A 25,576-nucleotide genomic window follows, 5' to 3' on the forward strand; every position below is an offset into this window, starting at 1 on the left:
TACCCCCTTAGTCTGAGAATGAAGGAACATAAATGTACACGATTGATTTAGTTCTGCGTCATGTCCCCATGCCCGTCAGCATTGAACGCAAAGAGAGTGCGGCAGCCCTGGCAGCCTATCAGCAAATTCAGCAGGCCATGGCCAGTGGCACGCCCTCTATCCTCGAACTGACGTGCGATCGCCAAGTAGGCAAGAAGTTAACGGTGCTCACCTCAGAAATTGTGGCCGTGCAAATGGCTGATAAGGATGCTCCCGCCGGTGTCACCAGTCGTGGGGGATTCTTTGCTCAATTGGTGCAGCAAACCAGCAACTAAGAAATAAGGTTCTCAATCAAGTTTGGTTTTTCGGCGCAAGGGTGATTCTTTGCCGTTAGGATACTAAGCAGACTGATCCGTAGGGGAACGTCAAGCAAGTCCTCCCCGTCTGAAAGTCAGGTATCTGTGGTGTTTTGTAATAGGGTTGTCTATGGTGAAGCGTTTCCTGCCGGTTCTGATTCTGTTGGGGTGTAGTCTTGGTCCTGTGACCCCCGCCCTTGTGCGCGCCCAAGCCAATCAGGGCTTTACGTTTACATTTGGTGACGGGCCGACTGGACGACAGCAGTTGCAATACCACTTAGATAACGGCACCCCCGGCTTCATGGGCGATCGCTATTGGCTGCGTCTGGGGCAGCAAAAAGTGGCCATCAACCGCATTAATATTACCTATCCTGACTATTACACTGGCATCATTGATCCCAAGGGCATTGAAGTGCGCATCGGGGGTAATCGCGGCAACAGCTTCTTCCAGTTTCGCCGTGACCTGGGTCAGAAAATCCCACTTGCTGAAGTGTCGGTTGACCGCGATAATCGCGTCATTGACATTGTGCCTGCGGAAGTGATTCCGGCTGGAACCCCTGTACAGGTAATCCTCAACAATGTCCGCAACCCCAACAATGGCGGCATGTACTATTTCAATGCCCGCATTGGTTCCCCTGGGGATATTCCCCTGATGCGCTACGTTGGCACTTGGATTCTCAGTATTGCCAACAACTAGGGCTTGGTCATTTAGCAACAGTCCCCCGCTAGTGGAGAGCGATCGCCCCTGCTCTTTCTAGGGCGCTTCAGCCGATTCGGGGGGGCGCCGGGGTTTGACATAGATTACCGGCTCTTTAAGCCTCGGTGGCAACAATCAGGGCTTCAAATTGTTGGCGAATCTGGTCAGTCACTTCCTTGACGGCTTGCCGTGCCCCCTGGCGATCGCGCCGATACAGAGGCCAATAGCTCTCTAAATTAAGAGGCTTGCCGACGCTGAGGCGCACCTGCCGCAACCCCACCAAGCGATTTACATTTGGTCTTTTTCCCTCCAGCCAATCAAACGTGCGCCAGAGAATCAGCACGATATCCGCAAAGCGATCAATTGTGAATTTCTCACGGATGTAGCGGCCCGTCATTGAGGTAAATCGCTCCGCAAGACGCATGTGACGTAATCGCACATTGGCTTCCTCAGCCAACCAATCGGCTAAACAGCGCTCTACGGCAGAAAGCTGTGCCAAATCACTGCGAAACATCCGCTCCCAAGCAGCCTGCTCAATCCGGCGGCAGCGGCTCACAAAGTCTTCGCTGGGCTTAAGACCAAAGTAGGACTCCGCCACCACAAGGGCACTATTGAGGAGTCGTTGAATTCGGGCCGCCAATTCAGCATTGGGGGAGTCAAAGGGGGGCAGTTCAGGAAAATTTTGACGATAGGAGGTGGCATAGAAGGCCTCTAGGCGCTCCAAAAGGTGCATTGCTAAATTCAGCAGGCGGCGGTAGAGGTCTTCCGGCTCGGTACTGCCGGAATCGGTGGGGCACCCAAGGCGGTTCTCCAGCTGGGCTATGAGCACTGCCATACGCTCCCAAGAGGGCTGACTAAGCCTGTACTGAATGCCAATGGGAAGGATGACCACAGGGAGCGATCGCCCCGCCTTGGCCAAATCTTCCAGACACCAAAATCCCAACTGGGCCACCCCCGGTTCCAAGGGTGCCACCAATTCGTTGTGTTCATTCGTTGCTCCCTCCGGTGCCGCCGCTAGGGGAAATCGTCCCTCTAGAAGCAACTCCCGCGCCGCTCGCAGGGCTTGGCTATCGAGCTTGCCGCGCATGATTGAAATCCCCCCCAACCGCGAAAAGAGCCAACCAATCTGCTCCCCTGCCCAGAGGGGAATCCCGCGATCGTAGAGAAAATACCCGTTTGTGGGGGGCCGCAAGGAAATGCCCAGCCGCCGTGCTGTTTGCGGCAGTAGATGCCACATCAAATAGCCCATGACCAACGGATCATCCGTACAGGGATGGCGAAAGGCAATGAGGAGCCGCAGCTGTCCCTGCTGAAACTGCTGGTAATAACGGGCAAGGGTCTCCACATTCACCCCTTCAACCCGCTTGAGACCAAGGCCATAGCGGATGTAAAAGGGCAGGAGCCGCGCTACTGTCCACCAGACGGGGTAGCTAAACCGCTGGGGCAGAAAATGCAACGGAGGTTGGGCAGTGGCAACCACACTGGACATGATGCAGACTCCTCACGGACAAGGGTTTAGACTGAGGCAGTGGCCAACTCCGCAATCAACTGCTCCAACATCGGCTGATCCGCCCAATAGACGGCATTACAGAACTGACAGGTGGCTTCTGCCTTCGCCTCTGTGGCTAGAATATCTTTTAATTCTGCCTCCCCTAACAGCTTGAGTGCCCCTAACATCCGTTCGTGGGAACAGCCACAGTGGAAGCGCACCATTTGCCGTTGGGGCAAGATTTGCAGATCCAGATCCCCTAAGAGTTCCTGAAAGATATCTGGCAGTGTCCGCCCTGCCTGTAGCAGTGGTGTAAAGCCCTGAAGATTGGCCACCCGTTGTTCAAGGGTCGCGATCAGGTGTTCATCATTGGCAGCTTTGGGTAGCACCTGTAACATCAACCCACCGGCAGCAGTCACCCCGGCCTCTTCGACAAAAACCCCCAACATCAGGGCGGAGGGGGTTTGCTCTGAGGTAGCGAGGTAGTAGGTGATATCTTCAGCAATTTCGCCGGAGACTAGCTCCACGGTGCTGGAATAGGGGTAGCCGTAGCCAAGGTCGTGGATGACGTAGAGATATCCCTGATGGCCCACCGCCGCACCCACATCCAGTTTGCCCTTGGCATTGGGGGGCAGTTCAACACTAGGGTACTGCACATACCCACGAACGGTGCCATCGGCACCGGCATCGGCAAAAATGGTTCCTAAGGGACCGTTGCCCTGAATGCGCACATTCACCCGTGCTTGGGGCTGTTTGAAACTAGCGGCAAGAATTAAGCCGGCGGCCATGGTTCGCCCCAACGCCGCTGTGGCCACGTAGGACAGTTGGTGACGTTTGCGGGCTTCATCAGTGAGTTGAGTGGTAATGACACCTACGGCACGGATGCCTTCGGCCGCAGCAGTTGCTCGCAACAGAAAATCGGCCATGTTCAACCTACGAAATGTTTTGTTACATTTAGTGTGACATACTCCCACCACTGACCAGAGCAAAATGGGGCAAAAAACCTTCAATCCTGCCTTTGGTGATCGATCCAGTCCAGCCAGCCAGTGGTTAAGACTGGGGAGACCCCTAGCACTGGGGCTGGAAAATTGGCGATGATAGGCAAGCAATAGTCATTCAGCGTCCAGTCATTCCGCCTATGGCCATGCCCCTCACTGTCTTGCCTGCCACAACCGTTTTGACAGAAGCGATCCAATTGCCTCAGGGCGGCTTGATTACCGAGATTCCGACGCTGGCGATCGCCCACCGTTTGGCACAGCAGTTGCGCCGCCATTGGCCCTTAGAGACGCCCTTAACGCTGATTGATGCGCAACACCAGAGTATCCCCCTGACCCTTGGGGAATTGGCGGAGCTCACCGACGCCAACTGTCCTTTACAGCTCTATGTGCCGCCCCCCTTGCCAGAGGCCTTGACGCAATTTCAACGCCTGATTGATGTGGTAAGGGAACTACGCCATCCGGAGCGAGGCTGTCCTTGGGATTTGCAGCAAACCCCCACCAGTCTCATTCCCTATGTTCTTGAGGAAGCCTATGAAGTGGTACATGCCCTGCAGGAGGGAGAGGCGGGGGCGATCGCCGAAGAATTGGGAGACCTGTTGCTTCAAGTTGTTCTCCAGAGTCAACTGGCCCAAGAAGCCGGTCAATTTACCCTTGCTCAAGTCCTTCAAGGAATTACCGAGAAACTGATCCGTCGCCATCCCCACGTCTTTGGTGAAGTAGCACTCACCACTGCTCAAGAGGTGCGGGAGCAATGGGAGCAAATCAAAGCGGCTGAAAAAGGGACCAAAGACCCCCTCCCCCTGAGTCAAAAGCTGCAACACTATGCCCGTACCCTCCCACCCCTGATGGCGGGGATGAAAATTGGTGAGGGAGCTAGTCGCGCTGGCCTAGACTGGCCGACTATTAGCGGTGCATGGCAGAAATTTTACGAGGAACTGGCGGAGTTTCAGGAGGCGCTTTTGCAAGGGAATGCTGAGCAACAGACTGCGGAATTGGGAGACCTCCTCTTTAGTGTGATTAACCTCGCCCGCTGGTGCCAACTGGATCCTGTTCATGCCCTGCAACAGACCTATCAACGCTTTATTCAACGCTTGGCGTGCATTGAGGCGGCCATTGATCGCCCCCTGGAGACCTACACCCTAGAAGAACTCGAAGCCCTTTGGCAACAGGCCAAGGTACAGCTAGCCGCAGATAACCAGCCAAACCCTAGAGAACCTGACTCTGAAGGGGCCTAGTCCGCTGCCGCCATTTCCACTTTCAGTTCATCGAGATTCCACAGGGCCCCCCCCAGGGCCGTGGGCTGGGCACCAATGACATGATTGCGAAAAGCGGTGAGGGAGAGGGGATTCACCAGGTAGATAAAGGGGAGATATTCTTGGGCCAGGCGTTGGGCTTCAGCATAGATTTGCTTGCGTCGTTCCAGATTTAGCTCCTGGGCGCCTTGGACATACAGATCACTGATGCGCTGCTCCCAGTCAGCGACGACTCGGCCCGTAATGGGTGGTTGATTCGGTGACGGTTGCTGATTGAATGTGTGCAAAAGGCCATCCACGCGCCAGATATTGGCCCCGCTATTGGGCTCATTGCCCCCCCCGGTAAAGCCGAGGATATGGGCTTCCCACTCGAGGGAATTGGAGAGGCGATCCACAAGGGTACCAAAGGCCAAAAATTGCAGATCCACCTGCATGCCGATCGCCCCCAAGTCCTGCTGAATTTGCGTTGCTATCGCCTCACGGATTTTGTTGCCAGCATTGGTTATCAGTGAAAAGCGGACGCGGTTCCCCTTGGCGTCAAAGAGGCGACCTTGATCGTCGTAGCGGAAGCCTGCCTCCTGGAGTAATGCCTTGGCTTTGGCCACATCGTAACTGTAGGTGGGCAGCCCCTGCGCCGGCGAGAAGTAAAAGGGACTTTGGACGGGAATCGTTGAATGTTGGGGCGCCCCTAGACCTTGGTAGATGTTGTTAATCATCCGCTGGCGATCGAGGGCATAGGCCACTGCCTGACGGAACCGCACATCATTAAACCACTCGGACTTCACGGGATCCACCAGCGGCTTGCCATTGCGCCGCCCGCGATTGAGATTAAAGCAAAGGAAGAGGGTGTTGGGACTTGGCCCACTATTGTAGATGCGTGAACTGGCCGCGCTTTTCCTCGCGTTTCAAAAGGGCAAACATCTCAGGGGTGATGGCAAATAAATCCAGGCCGCCTGAGCGAAACTGCAGCATGGCGGTGTCGGTGGATTCCACAATTTGCCAAATAAAGCGTTCCAGATGGGGCAGCGGCGATCGCCAATAGAAGGGATTGCGGCGAAAAATCAACCGCTGGCCATTCACATAGCGATCCATGACAAAAGGGCCATTGCCGACAATTTGCCGCGGGTCGGTGTCTGTGCCCCACATAGACAGGAACTTCAACCGTCCTTGGCTATCCCGCTGTCGTACCGCTTCCCGCAGCAGATGGGCGGGCAAAATCGGTAATCCAGCATTGCGTAAAAAAGGCGCAAAGGGTTCCGGGAGCTTAAAGGTGACTTGGCGATCGCCTTGGGCCGTCACTGCCGGCAGCAGCCCCTTCTGGCCAATGCGGAGAATATCGCGGCTACTGGTGGGAATTTCAGGATTGAAGTAGATTTCATTGTAGGTAAAAACCACATCCTCACTGGTGAGGGGCACACCATCCGACCATTTCAGATTCGGCCTGAGTCGAAAGACAATTTCGAGGGTGTCAGGCTTAATTTCCCAAGATTCAGCAAGGGCAGGCTCTAGTTCACCCGTGAAGCCATTTTCTTGAATTAACCCTGTGTAGAGATAGCCAAAGACATTGGGGGATTCTTGGCTCAGGGCATAGTTAAAGGTTTTCGGGTCTGAGGTGACGGCGGTCACCAATTGGTTGCCACGGGGCGTAATCAGCCCAGCACAGCTTCCAAGGCTAAGGGTGCACAGATAAACCAGCAGCGCAATCAGAGGCCATCGCCACCAGCGCATCAGCCGCCACCGACAATTGTGACAATTTCCAAGCGATCGCCCGCCTGTACATAGGTCGTTTCCCAAAACTGCCGATGTAAAATCTCACCATTGTATTCGATGGCAACCAGGCGGGGATGAATATTGAGTAGATTGCAGAGTTCTGGAATCGAGAGCGATCGCCTCAGGGTGTGAGGAGTGCCATTGACATGAACGACGATCGCTGGCTCAGCAGGAACCATGGCTGTAGGGGTCAATTTGACCTACAGGAACTGGGCAAGAGTCGCCTCAATTTTGGTTTTTGGCACCGCGCCTACCAAAATATCCACCTTTTGGCCGCCCTTAAAAATCATCAGCGTCGGGATACTGCGAATACCAAAGTCAGTCGCCACCTTAGAGTTTTCGTCAGTATTGACCTTGACGACCTTGACCCGGCCCTGATATTCATTGGCGATTTCATCAACAACGGGTGCCACCATGCGGCACGGCCCACACCAAGGCGCCCAAAAGTCCACCAATACGGGAATATCGCTATTTAATACTTCTTGCTCAAATGTAGCATCTGTAACGGACAGTGCACTGGACATAAACAGAACCCTTATAGTGAATCAGCAACCTTAAAAATATACTCTAGCAACCTTGAGGCTGACCTTGGGCTTTGGATTATTTTTTAATTTTCCAGACCCTAGGCAGTCTAGCTCGCGACTAGGTTTGATTTGCAGTATATCACGTCCCCTTCCGCGGACAGCAGACCATTGGCCTATAATAAAATTGCCGTTTCCTATCAAGAGGATGTCAACTATGGCAACAAAATCTGCAAAACCCACCTATGCTTTCCGCACCTTCTGGGCTGTGCTGCTGTTAGCCATTAACTTCTTGGTTGCCGCCTACTACTTTGGCATCCTCAAGTAGGACGTTAGACTAAGACGTTAGACTAAGTATCGAGGGGGCACCCTAGCCCCCAATTATTGGCTTATTCACATTATTCACACTCACCTCAACTGGCGGCCAAAGGGCAGTAATCCTAAAATCATTAGTTTGAAGTGCTGCTGCGCAAAGGGCAGGCCAATAATGGTCACTGCCAAGAGCAACCCCCAAAAGAGGTGATTCAGGGCAATGCCCCAGCCCACGATCAAAAGCCACAGGATATTAAAAATCATCGTTAGAGTGCTATTGGCATCAGGCGCCTCAACAATTTGCTTGCCAAAGGGGAGTAGGGTACTCCAACCCAGTTGAATGGCTTTAATCCCAAAGGGGATGCCAATGATCGTCAGGCACAGCGTCACACCGCCAAGCATATAGCCAATGCCCGTCAGGAAGCCGCCAAAGATCAACCAAATGATATTGCCAAGAAGACTCATGAGCCGCTGCTCCAAACATTGCCTAGGCCCACTCTAGCAGCCACCTAGTACTATTTTGGTAGCGTAATGCGGAATCCGGGGGGAAGATAGTCCTCCCCTAAGTAGTTGCTGGGAATCGTGCTGGTGTTGCCATCCCGCAGTGCTAAATAGCTCGGTGACATGATTTCAATACCTGCTTCATTGCAGGCATCTTGGAGGTTTTGATGCAATTCAGAAAGGGTATAGCGCAGCTCCTGCCAGTTACGGGTGTAAACATTCAGCTCATAGGTGACGTGGTAGTCATTTAGGGCAGTTTGCAGGACAAAGGGGGGAGGATCGTCAAGGATGTTGGCGGTGCGGCGGCCCGCCTCAACCATGACCTTATAAACATCGCGCCAAGGGACATCATAGCCAAGGGTAATCGTGGTTTGCACAATCAAGGGCTGGTCCATTTCGCGAATGGCCACAGCATAATTGATGACCGTGTTGTTGAGCAGTGATGAGTTGGGGACTGTAATCACCTGATTGTTGAAGGCACAAATGCGGGTGACAAGGAGTGTTTTTTGTACCACAATCCCCTTGACATCCCCGATTTGGATGAGGTCGCCCACCTGAAAGGAGCGAGTATAGATGAGAATGACGCCACCCACGACGTTGGCGATCGCCGAGGTGGAACCCAAGGAAAAGAGAATCCCCAAAAACACAGAAATACCTCGGAAGGCTGGGGAATCAAAGCCAGGTAAGTAGGGAAAGACAACGACTGCCGCCAAGGCAATAATTAAAATTTGCAGCAAGTTGTAGGTGGGTTTTGCCCAATCAGTATAAAAACCGGGGATGACGAGGCGTTCACTTTCAATCGCGCTAAAAATCGCCCGCACCCCTTTCAAGATGTAATAGGTGATGGCAACAATGGTGGCGATCGCCACCAAATTAGGGAGATAGTTTCCAATACTCGTGAGAATAAATTCAAGGGAACCCAGGAAGTGATTGAGAAAATTCTTGCCAAAGGCGCGCGTCCAGGGAAAGAGATTAAAAACAAATGTCAGGTACAGATAGAGAATAAATAGCAGCAGCGCCAGCCGGCTAAACTGCAATATCCGCAATAGCCAAAGCTCAACCTTTTCCCGAGAAATAATCTCAAAATTTTGCAGGCGCAAGGGGGGAATCCGCTCCCCACCCCAGCGGCTCACCGGTGGGAAAATCTTACCAGAGATGCGAACCACCACCGAACAGAGCATCAGCGTCAGAGTCGTTGCTAAAATCGCAAAAATAGTATTTTTGAGCAGGTTTTGGGGAACCCGATCTTGGCGATAACGGGTAATGGCCTCACGAATGCGCTGGGCCAGTGCGATCGCTACTTCTGCTTGACTTTCTGGGCGATCACCCACATCCGCTTTTGTAATGGTGACGAGGGGGCGGTTCCCTTGAACAACCGTAACATTGTCGCGATCGCCCACTCTTTTGATGGTAATGCTGTCAACGGGGATATCTTCATCCTCTGCCACTTGTCGGATACGGCGTTGAATCGCTGCGGCCCGCTCCTCGGGGGTAAAGGAGCCAACCCCTTCGCGCACCTCAAGCAAAACCTCGCCATCGAGGGTAACTGGGTATTCCTGAATCTCAGCCGGGGCTGGGGGGGCTTGGGCATCTTGCGCCATTAGGGGCCAGTGTGTCTGCGCCGCCACCAGCAAAAAAGTCAAGAACAGGCCCAGGAAAAAGCGCGGCTTTGTCATAGATGGCGAGGATGCAGGCAGTTCATTCTCCATTTTGGGTAAAATCCTTGCCTGCCGCTGCTTTAGCCAAAATCCTTAACAATGGGTGGCCAAGTATTCCGCCAGCGCCTCGGAACCGCCAATATATTTGCCGTCAATAAAGACTTGGGGAACTGTTGTTGCGCCGGTAACGGCTTGGAGCGATCGCAGGCTAGCCCCCTCACCGATGACAATCTCATCGTAGTGAATGCCCTTTGCCGCAAGCATCGTTTTGGCCTTGGCGCAGTAGGGACAGCCCCGCTTCGTAAACAGGGAGACACATTGCCGCTTGTAGTTGGGGTTGAGGTAGCAGAGCATTGTTTCCGCATCCGAGACCTTAAAGGGGTCGCCGGGTTCTTCGGGTTCAATGAACATTTTCGCAATGATGCCATCCTTCACCAGCATTGAATAACGCCAAGAGCGTTTACCAAAACCAAGGTCTTCCTTATCCACCAGCATTCCCATGCCGGCGGTAAATTCACCATTACCATCGGGAATCAGACGCACATTCTCTGCCTGTTGGGTTTTGCCCCACTCATTCATGACAAAAGCATCATTGACGGAAATGCAGAGGATATCATCCACGCCACATTCACGAAACAGAGGTGCCAATTCGTTGTAGCCAGGGAGATGGGTTGAAGAACAGGTGGGCGTGAAGGCACCCGGCAAAGCAAACACAACAACGGTTTTGCCGTTGAATAGATCATTGGTGGTCACATTGACCCATTGATCGCCTTCGCGGGTGCGAAAGGTAACTTCAGGAATACGTTGGCCTTCACGGTTGGGTAGCATGGTGGAATCCTCTACGGAACGTTGCTTTCTAAAGCGTAGTCGTTATGACTTTGTTTTGTCAAGTTGTTATGGAACAGCAAATTGTTCATGCCACAACAGGGCGGGTGCGCTTTCGAGTGCCGCGCGTGCAACGGGATCCTGCCTATGGCAAGTTATTGGTGCAGTTGCTGGAGTCTTTGGCAATTGTTGAGCAGGTGCGTCTCAATCCGCAGGCAGCGACAGTGGTGGTGCAGTATCAGCCCCATTTGCTCGATGAGGCGGCAGTCTATGAACGTTTGAATCAGTGTTTTGAACAGGCAATGGTGGCCATGCCGCAGCCCTTTCCGGAGAGTGCGGCTCCTGCGGATGCGATCGCCCTTGAAGACTACGAAGCACAGGTAGAGGCGGATGCTCGCCTTGAAACCGATTGGGAACGCTTGGGGCTGCCCTTGGTGGCCTTAGGGGTCTCGCTCCTCAGTGCGCCCTTGGAATTGCCCTTCGCGGTTGTCGGGGCTACGGTCTTGGCCAGTGCCTGGCCTTGGTTTCAGCGGGTGGGGCAGCAGATGAGTCAGGGGCATCCCCCCAATGTAGATCTGCTCGATAGCCTCTGGATGGTACTGCATACTGTCAATGGCCAGTTCTTAGCGCCTGCATTGAAGACCACGTTGGCCGGGGCACGGGCAGATGTGCGCGATCGCCAGCGACGGCAACAGGTGCAGCGATATCCCAGTGTCTTGATGGCTCACTATGAACACCTGACGGTGGAACGTCAGGGTCACTTCCTCACGATTGAAACTCAGGAGTTGCAAGCAGAGGATCTGCTGTGGTTGCAGCCCGGGGATGTTGTGCCTGCGGATGGCCGCGTTGTGGCGGGATTGGCAGAAGTGGAGCCTGCCCACTTTGAACCCTCCCGACAGGTGTGGATCTGCCGCCCCGGCGATGCCCTCTATGCAGGCTGTCAAATTCTTACGGGACAGGTTCAACTGTGGGTGATCCGCAGCGGTTGGCAAACGCGCCTTGGTTTAATAACGGATCTGCTGCACACTGAACCGGTCTATGACAGTGCCCTTGCCCACCAACAGGGAGAATTTGCCCGCCATGCGGTGCTGCCAACGCTTGCCCTCAGTAGTGCCCTCTGGCTGACCACGGGTGCCTATGGACCCGCGATCGCTCCCCTACAATTTGACTTTGGCAGCGGTGTGCAACTGTCACTGCGGACGGTGATGCTCTCGGCCCAGGTATTCGCCGTACAACAGGGGGTGTATCTACCCACTGCCGGTACGTTAGAACAACTGGCGCAACTGGAGAGCTTAGTGATTGATGCTCGCGCAGGTCTGCCCCAGCCTCAAGAGGCCCAAATCCTGATTCAGCAATTGCGACAGCTTGGCCTTGATATCTATCTGCTTCAAGATCAAGTTCAAGATCAAGGTAGGCCCCTTGAGGGGACCACAGAGGTCACGGGCGATCGCCTCCCTGAGCTTCAAGCCTATCTCGTGGGTAAGCGGCGGCGGGTCGGCTGGATCAGCTTTGGTGAAACCTGCTCCTGTCCTGAACCCCCATGGTTACCGATTCGCTGGCGGCCTCCTACCTTTGACCCCAATGCCAAAGTGGTTGTTCTTTTGGACGGCGACTGGTCTGCCCTTGGCCGTGGCATTGCCATTGCCCGCGATGCCCTAAAGCGAACCTATCAAAATGTAGCCCTGATTGCTCTGCCAAATTTAGCGGTTACCTTTGGCGGCATGTTTTTGGGCTTGCATCCTGTGGTCAATGTCGTCACCAACAACGCTGCTGCCTTTATTGCTGAGTTTTGGCATGGAAACTCAACCCAGTTTCGTACTGCCCTATTGCCAAGCGTGTCAACGACCGTCCCCCTGCGATCGCTGCCCCTAGACTCTCCTCAACTGGCGGTGGCCTCATAGAGGGAAGGCATCCAGGGGTTAATAGCGCTGCTTCAAAAATGTGAGAACCGACCAAAGCCCCGTAAACCAACTGGCAAGGGCAAGGGTTAGGAAAATTCCCCCCGGCAGCATCGTCAGCCAACCGATTCCTCTTAACACGTAGAGAATGAGGAAGATGCTAAAACAGGCAGCAAAAGCATAATAGGCAAGGCGCACGGCAAATTCAGTAATGAAGTGTTATAGTGATCTCGTAATGTAAGGGCATGGGACTTGTCAACAGTGAAACAATTGACGTTGATGGGCTATCCCAACATCGCAACTTGGTATCTCGAAATGGGGTTGCGCCAGCGGCGAGCAGCCATCCCTGCACTGTCGGTTGTGGATAATTGCGAAGGACCGAGTATGAACTGATCGGCCTGCAACTGGAGGTTCACACCGTTGTGAACTGGGTCGATCAGAAGTGTTGAGCGTGTTCGTCACTGTTACTGCACTTCAAGTTTTTAACAACTTAAACCAATTAGACACCCCTCAGCGGGCTCAGCAGTGCTGCGGTTAGGAATGTTCCTGCCTGAGTGGCTGGACCGGCTGTGGAATTAGCTTGCGAGGAACGACCGATGTCTGCATTTGCTACCCCCATTACCCCCGCACCTATTCCCGATAACATCAGCTTGACAGAATTAGTTGACAAATACTTCACCGCCTATAACTCAGCACGGCTACGGGAAATTTGCCAACTCCTGAGTCAACGGGTGTTTAAGCCAGAGGTGACGGTTGGCCTGAGCCTCTCAGGGGCGATGACCCCCACGGGGTTGGGCATCTCAGCCTTAGCGCCTTTAGTGCGGGCTGGCTTTGTCGATTACATCATTAGCACTGGGGCAAACCTCTACCACGACATCCACTATGCCCTGGGCATGGATCTCTATGCGGCACATCCTTTTGTCGATGATGTGCAACTGCGCAAAGAAAGCAAAATCCGCATTTATGACATTATCTTTGACTACGATGTGCTCCTGGAAACCGATGCCTTTTTGCGGCAGGTGCTGCGCAGTGAAACGTTCCAACGCCGCATGGGTACAGCTGAGTTTCACTATCACTTGGGGCGCTACGTGCGCGAACTGGAGGTGCAGCGGGGACAGCCCCATTCCTGTTTGTTGGCCACGGCCTATGAGTGCGGTGTGCCCATTTACACCTCCTCGCCGGGGGATAGCTCCATTGGCATGAATGTGGCGGCGATCGCCCTCGAAGGATCAAAACTGATGATTGACCCCGCCATTGATGTCAATGAAACCGCCGCCATTGCCTACTTTGCCCGTGAAGCCGCTGAGGGCAAGGGCAAAAGTGCCGCCTTGATTATTGGTGGTGGCAGTCCGAAAAACTTCCTGCTGCAAACCCAGCCCCAGATCCACGAAGTGTTAGGGCTCGAGGAACGGGGGCACGATTACTTTATTCAGATTACCGATGCCCGTCCGGATACCGGTGGCCTGTCGGGTGCCGTGCCCAGTGAAGCGGTCAGTTGGGGCAAAGTGGATCCCCAAGGGTTGCGGGATACCGTCGTTTGCTACACCGATAGCACGATCGCCCTCCCCATTCTCACCGCCTACTGCCTCAATCGCTGTCAACCCCGTCCTCTGAAACGGCTCTACGATCGCCGCGGCGAAATGGTCGAACGCCTCCAGCAGCTCTACCTGCAAGCCCAACTTCAGCATAAGGTGAAGGAGCTACCCACTGAAGCACCTGTAGCCACCTATCCCTGTGGTACGCCGATTCCTCGCCGTTAGTCACAGCGCCGGGGGATCCTCAGGGATCCCTCGAAGGCGCGGGCTAGATTTTCTGGCGTAAATACCTCACTGGTGCGGCCATAGGCTAGGATGCTGCGGTTCACTAGCACCACCTGATCACAGAAGGTGGTGATCGAGGAGAGATCGTGGGTAGAGATGAGAATTGTGTGCCCTTTCTGCCGCTCCGCCATGAGGAGATCAATCATCAGTTTCTCCGTTTTCACATCCACACCGGCAAAGGGTTCATCCAACAGCAGCACCTGTGCTTCTTGGGCAAAGGCCCGAGCAAGAAACATTCGTTTCTTTTGTCCGCCGGAGAGTTCGCCAATTTGGCGCTGCCGCAAGGGCCAGAGTTCCACCTGCTCTAGGCTTTCCCGTACCCGTTGGCGATCGCGCCCCCGCGGTTGGCGCAGCCAGTTCATCTTGCCGTAGCGTCCCATCATCACCACATCCCAGACCCGCAGCGGAAATTGCCAATCCACATCTTCACTTTGGGGCACATAGGCCACAAGGGACTGCCGTTGTACCTGCTGGCGGGGTAAGCCATGAATGCGCACCTGACCGCGGATGGGCTTGACAAATCCCATGATGGCCTTGAAAAGGGTGGATTTACCGGCACCATTCATGCCCACAACCCCACAGATCGTGCCGGCGGGCAGTTGCAGCGTTGCCCCATGGAGGGCGAGATGGCGGTGATAGGCCACCGTTACATCTTGTAAATTAATGGCAGGGCTAGAAATCATGGGGCTGTCCTCCCGCTGAGACCACGGATAAAGGTGTTGATGTTGTACTTGAGTAGGTCAAGGTAAGTCGGGGCATTTCCCTCAGGGGGCGATAGGGAATCCACATAGAAAATGCCAGCAAATGTAGCGCCAGACTCCCGTGCCACCTGTCGTTGGGGATTTGCATTGACGGTACTTTCGCAAAAGACCGCGGGAATCTGTTGCTGTCGCACAATGTCAATCACCCGCGTGATTTGGCGGGGTGTCCCCTCCTGATCGGCATTCACTGGCCAGAGATACACTTCTGTAAGGTCATAGTCGCGCGCGAGGTAGGAGAAGGCACCTTCACAGGTGACGATGTAGCGTTTGTGGGCAGGAAGGGTAGCAAGGGCTTGACGTAGCTCTTGATCAAGGGCGCGAATTTGGGCTTTATAGGCTTTGGCATTGGCGGCATAGATCTCGGCGCCAGCAGGATCGAGGTCTGTGAGAGCCTTGCGAATATTGTCAACATAAATCAGGGCATTCTGGGGGGACATCCAAGCGTGGGGGTTGGGTTGTCCTCGGTAGGTATCCTCTTGAATGGGAATGGGGCTAATTCCCTTTGTGAGCGTGACACGGGGCACATTTGGTAGGCTGTTGTAGAAGCGATCGCCCCAGCGCTCGAGGCCAAGGCCATTTTCTAAAATGAGGGCAGCTTCCTGTCCCCGCACCAGGTCACTGGGGGTAAATTCATAGCCGTGAACTTCCGCTCCCGGTTTAATCAGTGACTCTACCCGCAGGCGATCGCCTGCCACCTGCTGCGCCATATCGGCAAGGACTGTAAACGTGGTCAGCACTAAGGGGCGTTCATCCCTATTGGTTTGGGTGGGGCGGGTTTCTTGGCGATTCTCCGGGGCTGGGACTCCACACCCACCCAGCAAGAGAATTCCTACCAGTAACCACCTCAGACCACGCATGGTGGGCAACCTTTCATAATTCTTTCATAATTCTCAGCCTAACACAGGATGCCGCGGAAAATGAAGGAAAAATGAAAAGCTCCCCCTTGGAGGGCGATCGCCCCGTCCGATACACTGAGGGGAGACAGTCATGGAAAGAAACGGTGAAAGGACGGACACGCTGGCTTGCTTTTCTGGTGATCCTGCTCCTGTGGTTGGGGACATGTCTGGCCTCGCCGCGGGCGATCGCGCTGCCTGTTGAACCTCCATTAATTGCTGCCCTGCCCCAAGGGAATGCCATTACTGATCCCAAAGCCCTGCTCCGTTGGGCCTTACCTATTGACAATCCAACGGTGCGAGAACTGCAAAGGGATCTGGAACAAATCTCTTTTTGGGTGCGGGGCAAACAGTGGTCAAAAATTGCCAGCAACATCAGTAAGGCGAAAACCATTATCCGCGATCGCGCCGATGAACTCCTCAGCAGTATCCCTGCCGAGCAACAGGAGGCTGCCAAAACACTATTGGCCGAGTTAGAGACTGCCCTTGATACACTCCAGGAGGCCGCCAAAGCTAAGGATCGCAGTCAACTCTTGCCCGCCAAAGCAGCCGCCCTCGACAAAGTCGGGGACCTAGAGGCTATGATGGTGCAAAACTTTAGCTATACGCCCCCCAAAGGCTATGAGCACCTGCCGCAATTGTTAGGTCGGGCAACCGTAGAAATGGAAACCACCAAAGGCAAGCTGACGATAGTTGTTGACGGCTACAGCGCACCCCTGACCGCGGGTAACTTCGTGGATTTGGTACAACGCCACTTCTACGACGGCCTGCCCTTCACCCGTGCCGAAGAATCCTATGTCCTGCAAGCAGGAGATCCACCGGGACCAGAGGTGGGGTTTATCGATCCTAAAACCAATGAGTACCGCGCCATTCCCTTGGAAATTCTTGTGGAAGGGGATAAGTATCCCCTCTATGGCATTACCCTTGAGGATGCAGGACGCTACCTAGAACACCCCGTATTGCCCTTTTCCGCCTATGGCACGGTTGCGCTGGCACGGCCCAACGATGATCCCAACGGTGGCTCGTCACAATTTTTCTTTTTGCTCTTTGAACCCGAGCTGACCCCAGCAGGGTTAAACCTCTTGGACGGTCGCTACGCCGTCTTTGGCTATGTTGTGGAGGGAGAAGAAACCCTGCGGCAACTGCGGCAAGGGGATAAAATTCTCTCAGCTAAGGTTGTAGACGGGCTTGAACATTTGGTGCAGCCCACCTAGGCCCCCTACTAGTTAGGGCAGCATGAAAAGTTATTCAGTGACTACGGGTATTATGAATAACCAACCAAACTTACTTGATATCTCAAGCATCGCTTCCACCCGGGCCAAACCACGATTGAGCATTGGCATGCCAGTATATAACGGTGCCAAATTTATTCGTGACGCTCTCGATTCATTATTGGGACAAAGCTTTACCAATTTTGAACTGATCATCTCAGATAATGCCTCAACGGACGAGACCGAGGCCATCTGCCGCGAGTACGCAGCAAAAGACAGCCGGATAAGGTATGTCCGCCAAACGCACAACAGGGGCGCAGCTGCCAACTTTAAGTATGTTCTAGATCAAGCAGTTGCCGAATACTTCATGTGGGCCGCTGCAGACGATGTATGGGATAGGGATTGGGTTGCTGCACTCTTGCCTATAGCCGTTAAAAATTCTTGCCTTGCATTCGGCAGTATCCGAACAATAGATGAAGTCGGTACCCTAATTAGCCACCCTGCAAACAACGGCACTTTTACTTATTCCGGAAGTAAACCGTTGCGTCGCTTAAAGTACGTACTAGAACCCAATTTTCTCGGAAAAGCCAACCCAATTTATGGGATTTTTCCAAAAAAAATTATAGGTGACGACGCAATAAACATCCTTTCTTCAGGACTCTGGGCTGCCGATACGCACTTCTTGTACCATATCCTAGGGAAGTGCGACATTAAGTCCACTAAAGAGGTGTTTCTCTATAAGAGAATTCACAGCCTAGGTGCCAGCAACCCTGAACATTCAGATTTTGACCGTGCTGTCGCCAACCTGAGAGGTTACGGAGCACAGAGTAGCATCTTCGAGCGCATTCTTTTGGTGTCCCTTCTCCCAGTTGCCCCCCTTGCACGTATTTACGGTATGTTCATCCAGGTGAAGCGCCAGATTGAAGAGGCGATGTTTTTGAACTCTAGGGTATAATCGCTTCTCAGTTGTATTGCAGAATTGGCATGCAGATGCTTCAGTAGGCAGCAAAGCTGCTCCTAGCGCTCCAGAAAATGTACCATTGGGCTTCGCCACTTAAATATCTTGACCGCCTGCGTTTGAACTAGGGATTGAATTTGGGCTGCGTATGCAGCCTTGATTGCCACAGTTAAACCCTTCGAGGTGCAGCAGGTGGTTGGTCTATTTGGGCACCCACTGGTACAGCCTTTGTTCGATACGACCAAACCCAACAGTATGCCGAGAAAAGTCTCGGATATAAGCCGGCCATAAATCTGGTATTCTCGTATTGGCGTTTTTTGCTTCCCTTACTAGTGGCCTTATAGCATCATATTGCGGCTACACCGATTAGTCAAACTAACAATGAAAGCTGTTATACTTGCTGGTGGCTTAGGCAGCCGCATCTCCGAGGAAACTCATCTTAAACCAAAGCCGATGATTGAAATTGGTGGTAAGCCAATCCTGTGGGACATCATGAAGATCTACTCTGCCCACGGTGTGCACGACTTCATCGTCTGCTGTGGCTACAAGGGATACGTGATCAAAGAGTATTTCGCCAACTATTTTCTGCATATGTCTGATGTTACTTTTGACATGGTGCATAACACGATGGAGGTACACAGGCGGCAGGCCGAACCATGGCGAGTGACCTTGGTGGATACGGGGGAAGACACCTTAACCGGCGGTCGCTTGAAACGCGTCGCCGAATATGTGCGCGCAGAAAACGCTTTTTGTTTCACCTATGGCGACGGTTTGGCGGATATAGACATCACCCAGGAAATCGCCTTTCACAAAAGCCACGGGAAGCTGGCGACTGTCGCAGCCGTTCAGCCACCCGGGCGTTATGGCGCATTGCAAATGGACGCCAGTAAGGTCACAGGCTTTACAGAAAAACCGCGTGGAGATGGCGGGTAAATCAATGGGGGTTTCTTTATCCTGTCACCAAAGTGCATAGATTTCATCGAAGGGGATGCAACCAGCTTCGAGAGCGATACACTGGTTCGCCTTGCGAACAGGGGCGAGCTGATGGCGTTCGCGCACCACGGTTTCTGGCAGCCGATGGACACGCTCCGCGACAAGAACCACCTCGAGGGGTTATGGAATTCCGGCAAGGCCCCCTGGAAAGTGTGGACATGAACAGCTTCTTTTGGCAGGGCAAGCGGGTTTTAATCACCGGCCACACGGGTTTCAAAGGCGGGTGGCTTGCCCTGTGGCTACGCGAGCTCGGAGCCACGCTATGTGGCATTTCGCTGCCACCTGCAACACAACCATGCCTCTTTGAGCTCGCGCGGGTCGGGGAAGGCATGGAAAGTCACTTCATCGACATTCGTGATGTGGAAAGCCTCGCGCGCACCGTCCGCAAATTTGCCCCCCAGATTGTCGTCCATTTGGCGGCGCAGCCGCTGGTGCGTGCCAGCTATCGCGATCCGCTGCTGACCTTTGCGACCAATATCATGGGAACCGCTCAGGTGCTGGATTCCCTTCGTGGGCTGGATTCCGTGCGTGTGGCGGTTTTCGTGACCACCGACAAGGTCTATGAAAACCGCGAGTGGCCCTACCCCTACCGTGAAACGGACTCCCTGGGCGGTCATGACCCTTACAGTGCGAGCAAGGCGGCGAGTGAACTCGTCGTGGCCAGCTACCGCGAGGCATTCTTACGCGAGCAAGGGATAGCAGTCGCCACCGCACGGGCGGGCAACGTCATCGGCGGTGGTGACTGGTCTGAGGATCGGCTCATTCCAGATGCGATCCGCGCGTGGCAATCGGGAAAACAGCTTTTCGTGCGTCGCCCAGAGGCGATCCGACCTTGGCAGCATGTTCTCGAACCGCTCTATGGCTATCTGGTTTTGGCCGAGAGGTTGTGGGACCAGCCACACTTAGCCGGGGCATACAATTTCGGCCCTGATCCCGCCGAGGCCGCCACTGTGCGCGCAGTTATCGAGTATGCCCGCGCTGCCGTGGCCAGGTACAAATAGACTTCGCCGCTGCCCCCGAGGGTCCGCACGAAGCCCATTGGCTGGCGCTGGAAACGGTTAAGGCACGTGCCACCCTAGGTGTCAGACCCCGATGGAACCTGGCCACTGCCATCAGGCGCACCATATCGTGGTACAAGGCCCTGAGCCAAGGAGCCGATGCGCGCGCATTGTGTCTTGCCGATATCCTCGATTATCAGCAAGGCATTAGCCAAGGAGGGGAGAGCCCTCAATGAGCCGTTTTACCATTACCGCAACTCCCCTAGCCGGGCTTATGGTGCTTGAACGCCATCCTCGTATGGATGCACGGGGCTACCTTGAGCGGCTTTTTTGCATTGATGAGCTGAAAACGTTGCTCGCAGGCCGAACCATCCTACAAATCAACCACACATTCACGGCGCAAAAGGGCACTGTGCGCGGCCTGCACTTCCAGCATCCGCCACACGCGGAGATGAAATTCGTCCACTGCCTGCGCGGTGAAGTGTTCGACGTCGCGGTGGACCTGCGCAAAGGGTCGCCGACCTTCTTGAAATGGCATGCCGAGGTACTCACACCTGATAATCACAAGACCCTCGTCATTCCTGAAGGCTTTGCCCACGGCTTCCAGACTCTCACCGACGATTGCGAAATGCTCTACTTCCATACCGCAGCCTACCATCCCAACGCGGAAGCAGGACTTCATCCCCTTGACCTGCGTCTCGCTATCCATTGGCCGCTGCCGGTGGCGCAGCTCTCAACGCGTGACGGGAACCATCCGATGCTGGATGACCGGTTCGAGGGGCTCGTGTTATGAAATGCCGCCACTGTGGCTCCCCGCTTGATCTCGTGCTGATCGACTTGGGTGCCCAACCTCCCTCGAACGCCTACCTCACTCCGGATGCATTGCGCGCGCCGGAGCGGTGGTACCCGTTGCGGGTCTTGGTTTGCGAACACTGCTGGCTGGTGCAAACGGAGGATTTCACGCGCGCCGAAGAACTGTTCAGTCCCGATTACGCCTATTTCAGCGGCTTCTCCACCTCGTGGCTTGCCCACTGCAAACGCTTTGTCGAGGAAGCCAGCCAACGTTTCGGGCTGGGGCCTGAGAGCTACGTGGTCGAGGTGGCCGCCAATGATGGCTATCTCCTGCAATACGTGCAGGCACACGGCATCCCTTGTCTTGGCATCGAGCCCACCGCGAGTACGGCTGCCGCCGCACGGACCAAAGGCATTGCCATCGTCCAGGATTTCTTCGGGGTTCGCCTAGCCCAAACGCTCGTCAGCGAGGGCAAGCAAGCCGATCTCATGATTGCCAACAACGTGCTCGCCCATGTGCCCGATATCAACGACTTCGTGGGGGGCTTTTCAATCCTGCTCAAGCCTCGCGGGGTGGCCACCTTTGAATTTCCGCATCTATTGCGGCTCATCGTCGAAGCGCAGTTCGACACCATCTATCACGAACACTTCTCCTATCTTTCCCTCACCGCCGTCGAACGCATTTTCTCCAGTGTGGGGCTGATCGTCTTCGACGTGGAAGAGCTGCCCACGCACGGCGGCAGCCTGCGGGTCTATGCCCAGCGTGCCGATACGGGTACATACCCAAGGAGCATTCGTGTCGATGCCATGCTCGAAAAGGAGCGCGCCGCCGGGCTTATGGACAGCGCGACCTATTCCGGCTTTCAGGCGCGCGCCGAACGCATCAAGGACGACTTCCTCGGCTTTTTGCTCACGGCAAAGCGCGAGGGCAAGCGCGTCGCCGCTTATGGGGCGGCCGCCAAGGGCAACACGCTGCTCAACTTTGCTGGCGTCAAGCCAGATCTTCTCCCTTTCGTCGTAGACAGAAACCCTGCCAAACAAGGCAAGTATCTACCTGGCAGCCGCATTCCCATTGTGGGGGAGCAAAAACTCGAGGCAACCCGGCCAGACTACATCGTGATCCTACCCTGGAATCTCCGCGAGGAGATCATGGCTCAGCTCGTTTATGCTAGAAGTTGGGGCGCGCGTTTCGTGACGGCGGTACCGAAGCTGGAGGTTGTATGAAATCCCGCATCCTTTATACCAAGCCATCGATCACCGAACTTGAAGTCCGTTATGCAACCGAGGCCGCTGCCAATGGCTGGGGCGAGCGGTGTTATGAATACATCGAGCGCTTCGAATCTCTGTTCAAGAAATACCTGGGTGTCGAATTCGCTATCAGCTAACACAAAAGCTTCCTCGCGCCAGTGAAAGGAATGGTCTGTCGCCTATTTTTATGTGTCAAACCCTTCAATTTCTCGGAAGTAGTAAATGCTTGTAATTCACCCGACTGCGACAATTTCACCTCTTGCAGATGTTGAAGACTCGGTACGTGGTACGTTGATCAGCATCGGGGCCCGCTCAGTCATTGATGCTTTCGTGAAGATCAAGCCGGCAGGCGGCACCGGACATTTGCGGATCGGTGAAGACTGTATCATAAACTCTGGTTGTGTTCTTTATACCGGAAATGGCATAACGATGGGAAATAGTGTGCTTGTCGCAGCAAACTGTACTTTTGCCCCTGTTAATCACCAATACCAACGACGAGACCTGCTCATTCGCCAGCAAGGATTTTGTCCGAGCAAGGGTGGCATTGTCGTCGAGGATGATGTCTGGATCGGTGCGAACTGCGTGATCCTGGATGGGGCGATTCTGCGCCGTGGATGTGTGATTGGCGCCGGATCGCTTGTGCGCGGAGAAATTGCCGCGTATTCGATCAATGCTGGCCAGCCGCTCGCGGTAATTGGGTGGCGGAAATGAAAAAAGAAGTGTTTACTGTGCTTGGTGCGGGAGGTTTTGTCGGCCAAGCCCTGACCCAGTGGTTGCGACATCGCGGCCATGATGTGCACACCCCAGAGCGCCAATTGTCGCCTAACGAATTGGTGACAAAACTAAGTGGTCATGTGGTGTACTGTATTGGCCTGACCTCTGACTTTCGTAGAAGGCCATGGGATACAGTGGACGCGCATGTCTGCATGCTGCGCCACGTGCTTAGCCACGGTGAGTTTTCTTCGTTCACCTATCTATCCTCAACTCGCGTTTACCTTGGCGGTCAGGCAGGGAACGAAGGGGCAGCCCTGACAGTGCAACCAGAGCTAGCTGACCAATTGTATAACGTGTCCAAGTTGCTAGGAGAGTCTATGTGCCACACGGCTCATTCTGCGGAGCGCCCTGTTCGTGTGGTTCGTCTTTCCAATGTTGTAGGTGGCGATCTTTCGTCAGAAAATTTTATATATACGCTGCTCCGTGAGGCGCTGACAAGAGGGGTTATTCAACTAAATAGTAGCCTGGACTCATCGAAAGATTATATCGCCATAAGTGATGTGGTTCGCATGATTGAGCGGATTGCTGTTGCCGGGCAAGCTCGTTGTTACAATTTAGCGAGTGGGCGACAAATCACGAATGCTGAGATTGTTGAGGCAATAACTAGACTTACTGGCGCAAGAGTCATTGTGGCAGATAATTCGCCACAAATCGTGTTTCCGCAGATTGATATTGGCCGGCTAAAAAGTGAATTCAATTTTACTCCATCGTCCCCGATAGAGAGTCTTGAAGAGATTGTGGCGTTACTTAAGCAAAATATTCAAAGGAGCAATTCATGAGCCAAAGCGACAATACCCATGCAACTAGCTTCGATATAGAAAAATCTGCAAGAATAGCAAAATACCCAGATGAGTTGGTGTGGATTGATAAGTCACACAGTTGGCTTATAAGTGCATTTAAAAATCGATATATGTATAACTTTGAGATCTTAGGTCGGCCAATTATACAAATACCGATCGATATCGTGGCTATGCAGGAGCTCATCTGGCAGATCAAGCCGGACCTCATCATCGAAACCGGCATAGCCCATGGTGGGTCGCTCATTTTGTACGCATCCATGCTCGCACTGCTGGATGTGTGCGAAGCGGCGGAGGCAGGTACTACCCTTGACCCTAGGCAAAGCAGGCGCAAAGTGCTGGGCATCGACATCGAGATTCGCCCGCACAACCGCGCCGCCATCGAGGCGCACCCAATGGCACACCGCATCCAGATGATCGAAGCCTCCAGCATCGCGCCAGAGACCATCGAGCAGGTGAGGGAGATTGCCCGTGGCTACCAACGGGTGCTCGTTTGCCTCGATTCCAATCACACCCACGACCATGTGCTGGCAGAGCTGGAAGCCTATGCGCCGCTGGTGAGTGTGGGCAGCTATTGCGTGGTGTTCGACACGATCGTCGAGGACCTGCCCAAGGAGCTTTTTCCTGATCGCCCCTGGGGGCCGGGCAACAACCCCAAAACGGCGGTATGGGAGTACCTTAAGAGCCATCCAGAGTTCGAGATCGATAAGAGTATCCAGCACAAGCTCCTCATCACCGTCGCGCCAGATGGGTATTTGAAACGCGTCAGGTAGCGGGTCGATGGCGCTGAAACGCAACCTCATCGCCAACTACGTGGGCCAAGGCTGGGCGGCCGTGATGGGGGTGCTCTTCATCCCTGTTTACATCCACCAGCTTGGCATCGGCGCGTGGGGGTTGGTGGCCTTCGTGAGTACACTGCAGGCATGGCTGCTGTTGCTAGATCTGGGGCTCACGCCAACCATCAGCCGGGAGATGGCAAGATATACGGGGGGGCAGCATACCCCGGCTTCCATCCTTGGCCTTCTGCGGGCTTTCGAGACTGTCTACCTGGGCATCGCGCTTTTGGTTTGCATTGGCGTGGCCGTTGCCGCAGGTTGGATTGCAGAATGGTGGCTCGGCGACGATGGCCTGCCAAAAGCACACGTGTTGGCTGCTCTGCAGATCAGTGGCGTCCTGCTGGCTGGGCGTCTGCTCGAGCAAAGCTATCGCGGTGCTTTGCGGGGTCTGCAGCGCCAGGTGTGGCTAAACGTCGTCGATGGAGCGCTTGCCACGCTTCGTTGGGGCGGTGCCGCTCTGTTAGTCTCGTTCTTGCCCAAGGTGGAAGCGTTTTTCGCGTGGCACGCAGGGATTTCGATCCTATCGGTGGCAGTGCTTTATCGCAAGACACATCGCCTACTGGCCATCTCGGGCAAACAGAAGCCACACGCTGATTTCCGCTTGCTCTGGTCCATTCGTCATATCAGCGGCGGTATGGCGATGATCACCCTCCTTGCGCTGCTGCTCACCCAGGTGGACAAGCTTTTGCTAAGCAAGCTGCTCACCCTCGATATGGACAGGCAACGCAGCCATCGCAGCTGAAGCGGCACCCATCCTGACGCTGCTCGCGCTCGGCACGATGTTCAATGCCTTCATGCACGTGCCCTACCAGACACAATTGGCTTACGGCTGGACGAGCCTGGCGGTCAAAACCAACCTGGTCGCGGTTGCACTTCTGCTGCCCGCGATCGCGATCCTAGTGCCCAGATACGGTGCGATCGCCTCTGCGTGGGTATGGTGCATTTTGAATGCGGGTTACGTGCTGCTGCCGATCCATTTTATGTATCGGCGCCTGCTGACACGAGAAAAGGCGGCGTGGTACTGGCATGCGGTCATCAACCCCTTGCTGATTGCAACCCTGCTCCTGAGCTTGGTCAAGGCGTTTCTGCTTCCGTTAATTCTCATCCCTTTGGCGCAGATCGGAGCGATCGCCGCCACCGCAGCTGTTTGCGGAATGGCGATCTGCCTCGTGTCGCCCGCGCTCAGACCAACGCTGGTTGCTTTCGTGCGGAAATGGCAGCCGGCTGCGCAGTAAGGC

26 protein-coding genes and 4 pseudogenes are annotated in these 25,576 nt (G+C 54.3%); 19 read left to right on the forward strand and 11 right to left on the reverse strand.

Going from position 1 to position 25,576, the window contains the following annotated elements; translation table 11 throughout:
* The first annotated feature begins 32 nt into the window (after positions 1-32).
* Together Q0W94_RS05160 and Q0W94_RS05165 are read left to right on the forward strand one after the other, a co-directional pair.
* Positions 33-314, forward strand: coding sequence for a hypothetical protein (locus Q0W94_RS05160; protein ID WP_297761980.1), 282 nt, complete (start codon positions 33-35; stop codon positions 312-314).
* Positions 315-465: 151 nt separating this feature from the next.
* Positions 466-1,032 (forward strand): DUF2808 domain-containing protein, encoded by a 567-nt coding sequence (locus tag Q0W94_RS05165; protein WP_297761983.1) that lies wholly within the window; start codon positions 466-468, stop codon positions 1,030-1,032.
* A gap of 115 nt (positions 1,033-1,147) precedes the next feature.
* Here Q0W94_RS05165 and Q0W94_RS05170 read toward each other — a convergent pair whose 3' ends face one another.
* A complete protein-coding gene (locus Q0W94_RS05170; protein ID WP_297761984.1) occupies positions 1,148-2,521 on the reverse strand; it encodes a 1-acyl-sn-glycerol-3-phosphate acyltransferase in 1,374 nt (457 codons plus the stop codon).
* A gap of 26 nt (positions 2,522-2,547) precedes the next feature.
* Complete coding sequence (hslO, locus tag Q0W94_RS05175; RefSeq protein WP_297761986.1) at positions 2,548-3,447, reverse strand: Hsp33 family molecular chaperone HslO; 900 nt, start codon at positions 3,445-3,447, stop codon at positions 2,548-2,550.
* Positions 3,448-3,659: 212 nt separating this feature from the next.
* Here hslO and mazG point away from each other — a divergent pair, with 212 nt between their 5' ends.
* On the forward strand, positions 3,660-4,754 hold the full coding sequence (gene mazG / locus Q0W94_RS05180) for a nucleoside triphosphate pyrophosphohydrolase (RefSeq protein ID WP_315863086.1): 1,095 nt from the start codon (positions 3,660-3,662) through the stop codon (positions 4,752-4,754).
* On the opposite strand, the pseudogene Q0W94_RS12270 reads toward mazG, so the two are convergent.
* From Q0W94_RS12270 to trxA, 3 genes and pseudogenes are all read right to left on the reverse strand, one after another.
* Positions 4,751-6,500 (reverse strand): annotated as a pseudogene (locus tag Q0W94_RS12270) (ABC transporter substrate-binding protein). The gene mazG and the pseudogene Q0W94_RS12270 overlap by 4 nt on opposite strands.
* Entirely contained in the window at positions 6,500-6,721 is a 222-nt protein-coding gene (gene thiS, locus Q0W94_RS05195) for a sulfur carrier protein ThiS (protein ID WP_297761991.1), read from the reverse strand. Before thiS ends, Q0W94_RS12270 begins: the two are co-directional and overlap by 1 nt.
* Positions 6,722-6,742: 21 nt before the next feature.
* Positions 6,743-7,066, reverse strand: a complete 324-nt coding sequence (trxA, locus tag Q0W94_RS05200) for a thioredoxin (RefSeq protein WP_024125729.1) — start codon at positions 7,064-7,066, stop codon at positions 6,743-6,745.
* A 214-nt stretch (positions 7,067-7,280) separates the two neighbouring features.
* On the opposite strand from trxA, the gene psaX reads away from it, so the two are divergent.
* Positions 7,281-7,391, forward strand: a complete 111-nt coding sequence (gene psaX, locus Q0W94_RS05205; protein ID WP_081711791.1) for a photosystem I protein PsaX — start codon at positions 7,281-7,283, stop codon at positions 7,389-7,391.
* A gap of 80 nt (positions 7,392-7,471) precedes the next feature.
* On the opposite strand, the gene Q0W94_RS05210 is transcribed toward psaX, so the two are convergent.
* The 3 genes from Q0W94_RS05210 to Q0W94_RS05220 all read right to left on the reverse strand — a co-directional run bounded on the left by Q0W94_RS05210 (position 7,472) and on the right by Q0W94_RS05220 (position 10,362).
* Positions 7,472-7,840 carry a YccF domain-containing protein gene (locus Q0W94_RS05210; protein WP_297761993.1) on the reverse strand — a complete coding sequence of 123 codons (369 nt, stop codon included), beginning with the start codon at positions 7,838-7,840 and terminating at the stop codon, positions 7,472-7,474.
* A gap of 50 nt (positions 7,841-7,890) precedes the next feature.
* The gene (locus tag Q0W94_RS05215; RefSeq protein WP_297761995.1) at positions 7,891-9,552 is read right to left on the reverse strand and encodes a mechanosensitive ion channel family protein; all 1,662 of its coding nucleotides are present in this window, start codon (positions 9,550-9,552) and stop codon (positions 7,891-7,893) included.
* Positions 9,553-9,627: 75 nt separating this feature from the next.
* Positions 9,628-10,362 carry a glutathione peroxidase gene (locus Q0W94_RS05220; RefSeq protein ID WP_297761997.1) on the reverse strand — a complete coding sequence of 245 codons (735 nt, stop codon included), beginning with the start codon at positions 10,360-10,362 and terminating at the stop codon, positions 9,628-9,630.
* Between the two features lie 68 nt (positions 10,363-10,430).
* Here Q0W94_RS05220 and Q0W94_RS05225 point away from each other — a divergent pair, with 68 nt between their 5' ends.
* Positions 10,431-12,260 carry an HMA2 domain-containing protein gene (locus Q0W94_RS05225; protein WP_297761999.1) on the forward strand — a complete coding sequence of 610 codons (1,830 nt, stop codon included), beginning with the start codon at positions 10,431-10,433 and terminating at the stop codon, positions 12,258-12,260.
* 18 nt (positions 12,261-12,278) lie between these two features.
* On the opposite strand, the gene Q0W94_RS05230 is transcribed toward Q0W94_RS05225, so the two are convergent.
* Entirely contained in the window at positions 12,279-12,455 is a 177-nt protein-coding gene (locus Q0W94_RS05230) for a hypothetical protein (RefSeq protein ID WP_297762001.1), read from the reverse strand.
* A gap of 63 nt (positions 12,456-12,518) precedes the next feature.
* On the opposite strand from Q0W94_RS05230, the gene Q0W94_RS05235 reads away from it, so the two are divergent.
* Positions 12,519-12,650, forward strand: coding sequence for a hypothetical protein (locus Q0W94_RS05235; protein ID WP_297762003.1), 132 nt, complete (start codon positions 12,519-12,521; stop codon positions 12,648-12,650).
* A 203-nt stretch (positions 12,651-12,853) separates the two neighbouring features.
* A complete protein-coding gene (gene speY, locus Q0W94_RS05240; RefSeq protein ID WP_297762005.1) occupies positions 12,854-14,017 on the forward strand; it encodes a homospermidine biosynthesis protein in 1,164 nt (387 codons plus the stop codon).
* Here speY and Q0W94_RS05245 read toward each other — a convergent pair.
* Together Q0W94_RS05245 and Q0W94_RS05250 are read right to left on the reverse strand one after the other, a co-directional pair.
* Positions 14,014-14,760: a metal ABC transporter ATP-binding protein gene (locus Q0W94_RS05245; protein WP_297762007.1), complete on the reverse strand. Its 747-nt coding sequence runs from the start codon at positions 14,758-14,760 to the stop codon at positions 14,014-14,016. The genes speY and Q0W94_RS05245 overlap by 4 nt on opposite strands.
* Positions 14,757-15,695 (reverse strand): metal ABC transporter substrate-binding protein, encoded by a 939-nt coding sequence (locus Q0W94_RS05250; RefSeq protein ID WP_297762009.1) that lies wholly within the window; start codon positions 15,693-15,695, stop codon positions 14,757-14,759. The genes Q0W94_RS05245 and Q0W94_RS05250 overlap by 4 nt, the downstream gene beginning before the upstream one ends.
* 71 nt (positions 15,696-15,766) lie before the next feature.
* Between Q0W94_RS05250 and Q0W94_RS05255 the strand changes: the two genes are divergently transcribed.
* The 12 genes and pseudogenes from Q0W94_RS05255 to Q0W94_RS05310 all read left to right on the forward strand — a co-directional run bounded on the left by Q0W94_RS05255 (position 15,767) and on the right by Q0W94_RS05310 (position 25,573).
* Positions 15,767-16,945 (forward strand): peptidylprolyl isomerase, encoded by a 1,179-nt coding sequence (locus Q0W94_RS05255; protein ID WP_297762011.1) that lies wholly within the window; start codon positions 15,767-15,769, stop codon positions 16,943-16,945.
* Positions 16,946-16,982: 37 nt separating this feature from the next.
* Positions 16,983-17,897 (forward strand): glycosyltransferase, encoded by a 915-nt coding sequence (locus Q0W94_RS05260; RefSeq protein WP_297762012.1) that lies wholly within the window; start codon positions 16,983-16,985, stop codon positions 17,895-17,897.
* Between the two features lie 384 nt (positions 17,898-18,281).
* Positions 18,282-19,055 (forward strand): annotated as a pseudogene (gene rfbF, locus Q0W94_RS05265) (glucose-1-phosphate cytidylyltransferase).
* Positions 19,052-20,127: pseudogene (rfbG, locus tag Q0W94_RS05270) on the forward strand (CDP-glucose 4,6-dehydratase). The pseudogenes rfbF and rfbG overlap by 4 nt, the downstream one beginning before the upstream one ends.
* The gene (locus tag Q0W94_RS05275) at positions 20,124-20,684 is read left to right on the forward strand and encodes a dTDP-4-dehydrorhamnose 3,5-epimerase family protein (protein WP_297762018.1); all 561 of its coding nucleotides are present in this window, start codon (positions 20,124-20,126) and stop codon (positions 20,682-20,684) included. The pseudogene rfbG and the gene Q0W94_RS05275 overlap by 4 nt, the downstream one beginning before the upstream one ends.
* A complete protein-coding gene (locus Q0W94_RS05280; protein ID WP_297762020.1) occupies positions 20,681-21,907 on the forward strand; it encodes a class I SAM-dependent methyltransferase in 1,227 nt (408 codons plus the stop codon). The genes Q0W94_RS05275 and Q0W94_RS05280 overlap by 4 nt, the downstream gene beginning before the upstream one ends.
* A pseudogene (locus tag Q0W94_RS05285) lies at positions 21,904-22,065 on the forward strand (DegT/DnrJ/EryC1/StrS family aminotransferase); the annotation flags it as partial. The gene Q0W94_RS05280 and the pseudogene Q0W94_RS05285, both read left to right, overlap by 4 nt.
* An 88-nt stretch (positions 22,066-22,153) precedes the next feature.
* A complete protein-coding gene (locus Q0W94_RS05290) occupies positions 22,154-22,642 on the forward strand; it encodes a DapH/DapD/GlmU-related protein (protein WP_297762024.1) in 489 nt (162 codons plus the stop codon).
* A complete protein-coding gene (locus tag Q0W94_RS05295) occupies positions 22,639-23,484 on the forward strand; it encodes an NAD(P)-dependent oxidoreductase (protein ID WP_297762026.1) in 846 nt (281 codons plus the stop codon). Before Q0W94_RS05290 ends, Q0W94_RS05295 begins: the two co-directional genes overlap by 4 nt.
* On the forward strand, positions 23,481-24,275 hold the full coding sequence (locus Q0W94_RS05300) for a cephalosporin hydroxylase family protein (RefSeq protein ID WP_297762028.1): 795 nt from the start codon (positions 23,481-23,483) through the stop codon (positions 24,273-24,275). Before Q0W94_RS05295 ends, Q0W94_RS05300 begins: the two co-directional genes overlap by 4 nt.
* Positions 24,276-24,282: 7 nt before the next feature.
* Positions 24,283-25,080 (forward strand): lipopolysaccharide biosynthesis protein, encoded by a 798-nt coding sequence (locus Q0W94_RS05305; RefSeq protein WP_297762030.1) that lies wholly within the window; start codon positions 24,283-24,285, stop codon positions 25,078-25,080.
* 37 nt (positions 25,081-25,117) lie between these two features.
* Positions 25,118-25,573, forward strand: coding sequence for a hypothetical protein (locus tag Q0W94_RS05310; RefSeq protein WP_297762032.1), 456 nt, complete (start codon positions 25,118-25,120; stop codon positions 25,571-25,573).
* Positions 25,574-25,576 lie beyond the last annotated feature (3 nt).

Source organism: Thermosynechococcus sp. (assembly GCF_025999095.1).
GTDB lineage: Bacteria > Cyanobacteriota > Cyanobacteriia > Thermosynechococcales > Thermosynechococcaceae > Thermosynechococcus.

Bases quoted from the DNA above. Each gene is read 5' to 3' on its own strand.
- Q0W94_RS05210 (WP_297761993.1), bottom strand. From the start codon at position 7,840: ATGAGTCTTCTTGGCAATATCATTTGGTTGATCTTTGGCGGCTTCCTG.
- Q0W94_RS05255 (WP_297762011.1), top strand. From the start codon at position 15,767: ATGAAAAGCTCCCCCTTGGAGGGCGATCGCCCCGTCCGATACACTGAG.
- Q0W94_RS05170 (WP_297761984.1), bottom strand. From the start codon at position 2,521: ATGTCCAGTGTGGTTGCCACTGCCCAACCTCCGTTGCATTTTCTGCCC.
- Q0W94_RS05280 (WP_297762020.1), top strand. From the start codon at position 20,681: ATGAAATGCCGCCACTGTGGCTCCCCGCTTGATCTCGTGCTGATCGAC.
- Q0W94_RS05310 (WP_297762032.1), top strand. From the start codon at position 25,118: ATGTTCAATGCCTTCATGCACGTGCCCTACCAGACACAATTGGCTTAC.
- Q0W94_RS05275 (WP_297762018.1), top strand. From the start codon at position 20,124: ATGAGCCGTTTTACCATTACCGCAACTCCCCTAGCCGGGCTTATGGTG.
- mazG (WP_315863086.1), top strand. From the start codon at position 3,660: ATGGCCATGCCCCTCACTGTCTTGCCTGCCACAACCGTTTTGACAGAA.
- Q0W94_RS05215 (WP_297761995.1), bottom strand. From the start codon at position 9,552: ATGACAAAGCCGCGCTTTTTCCTGGGCCTGTTCTTGACTTTTTTGCTG.
- Q0W94_RS05250 (WP_297762009.1), bottom strand. From the start codon at position 15,695: ATGCGTGGTCTGAGGTGGTTACTGGTAGGAATTCTCTTGCTGGGTGGG.
- Q0W94_RS05165 (WP_297761983.1), top strand. From the start codon at position 466: ATGGTGAAGCGTTTCCTGCCGGTTCTGATTCTGTTGGGGTGTAGTCTT.
- Q0W94_RS05225 (WP_297761999.1), top strand. From the start codon at position 10,431: ATGGAACAGCAAATTGTTCATGCCACAACAGGGCGGGTGCGCTTTCGA.
- trxA (WP_024125729.1), bottom strand. From the start codon at position 7,066: ATGTCCAGTGCACTGTCCGTTACAGATGCTACATTTGAGCAAGAAGTA.
- speY (WP_297762005.1), top strand. From the start codon at position 12,854: ATGTCTGCATTTGCTACCCCCATTACCCCCGCACCTATTCCCGATAAC.
- Q0W94_RS05300 (WP_297762028.1), top strand. From the start codon at position 23,481: ATGAGCCAAAGCGACAATACCCATGCAACTAGCTTCGATATAGAAAAA.
- thiS (WP_297761991.1), bottom strand. From the start codon at position 6,721: ATGGTTCCTGCTGAGCCAGCGATCGTCGTTCATGTCAATGGCACTCCT.
- Q0W94_RS05305 (WP_297762030.1), top strand. From the start codon at position 24,283: ATGGCGCTGAAACGCAACCTCATCGCCAACTACGTGGGCCAAGGCTGG.
- Q0W94_RS05245 (WP_297762007.1), bottom strand. From the start codon at position 14,760: ATGATTTCTAGCCCTGCCATTAATTTACAAGATGTAACGGTGGCCTAT.
- Q0W94_RS05160 (WP_297761980.1), top strand. From the start codon at position 33: ATGTACACGATTGATTTAGTTCTGCGTCATGTCCCCATGCCCGTCAGC.
- hslO (WP_297761986.1), bottom strand. From the start codon at position 3,447: ATGGCCGATTTTCTGTTGCGAGCAACTGCTGCGGCCGAAGGCATCCGT.
- Q0W94_RS05295 (WP_297762026.1), top strand. From the start codon at position 22,639: ATGAAAAAAGAAGTGTTTACTGTGCTTGGTGCGGGAGGTTTTGTCGGC.
- Q0W94_RS05290 (WP_297762024.1), top strand. From the start codon at position 22,154: ATGCTTGTAATTCACCCGACTGCGACAATTTCACCTCTTGCAGATGTT.
- psaX (WP_081711791.1), top strand. From the start codon at position 7,281: ATGGCAACAAAATCTGCAAAACCCACCTATGCTTTCCGCACCTTCTGG.
- Q0W94_RS05220 (WP_297761997.1), bottom strand. From the start codon at position 10,362: ATGCTACCCAACCGTGAAGGCCAACGTATTCCTGAAGTTACCTTTCGC.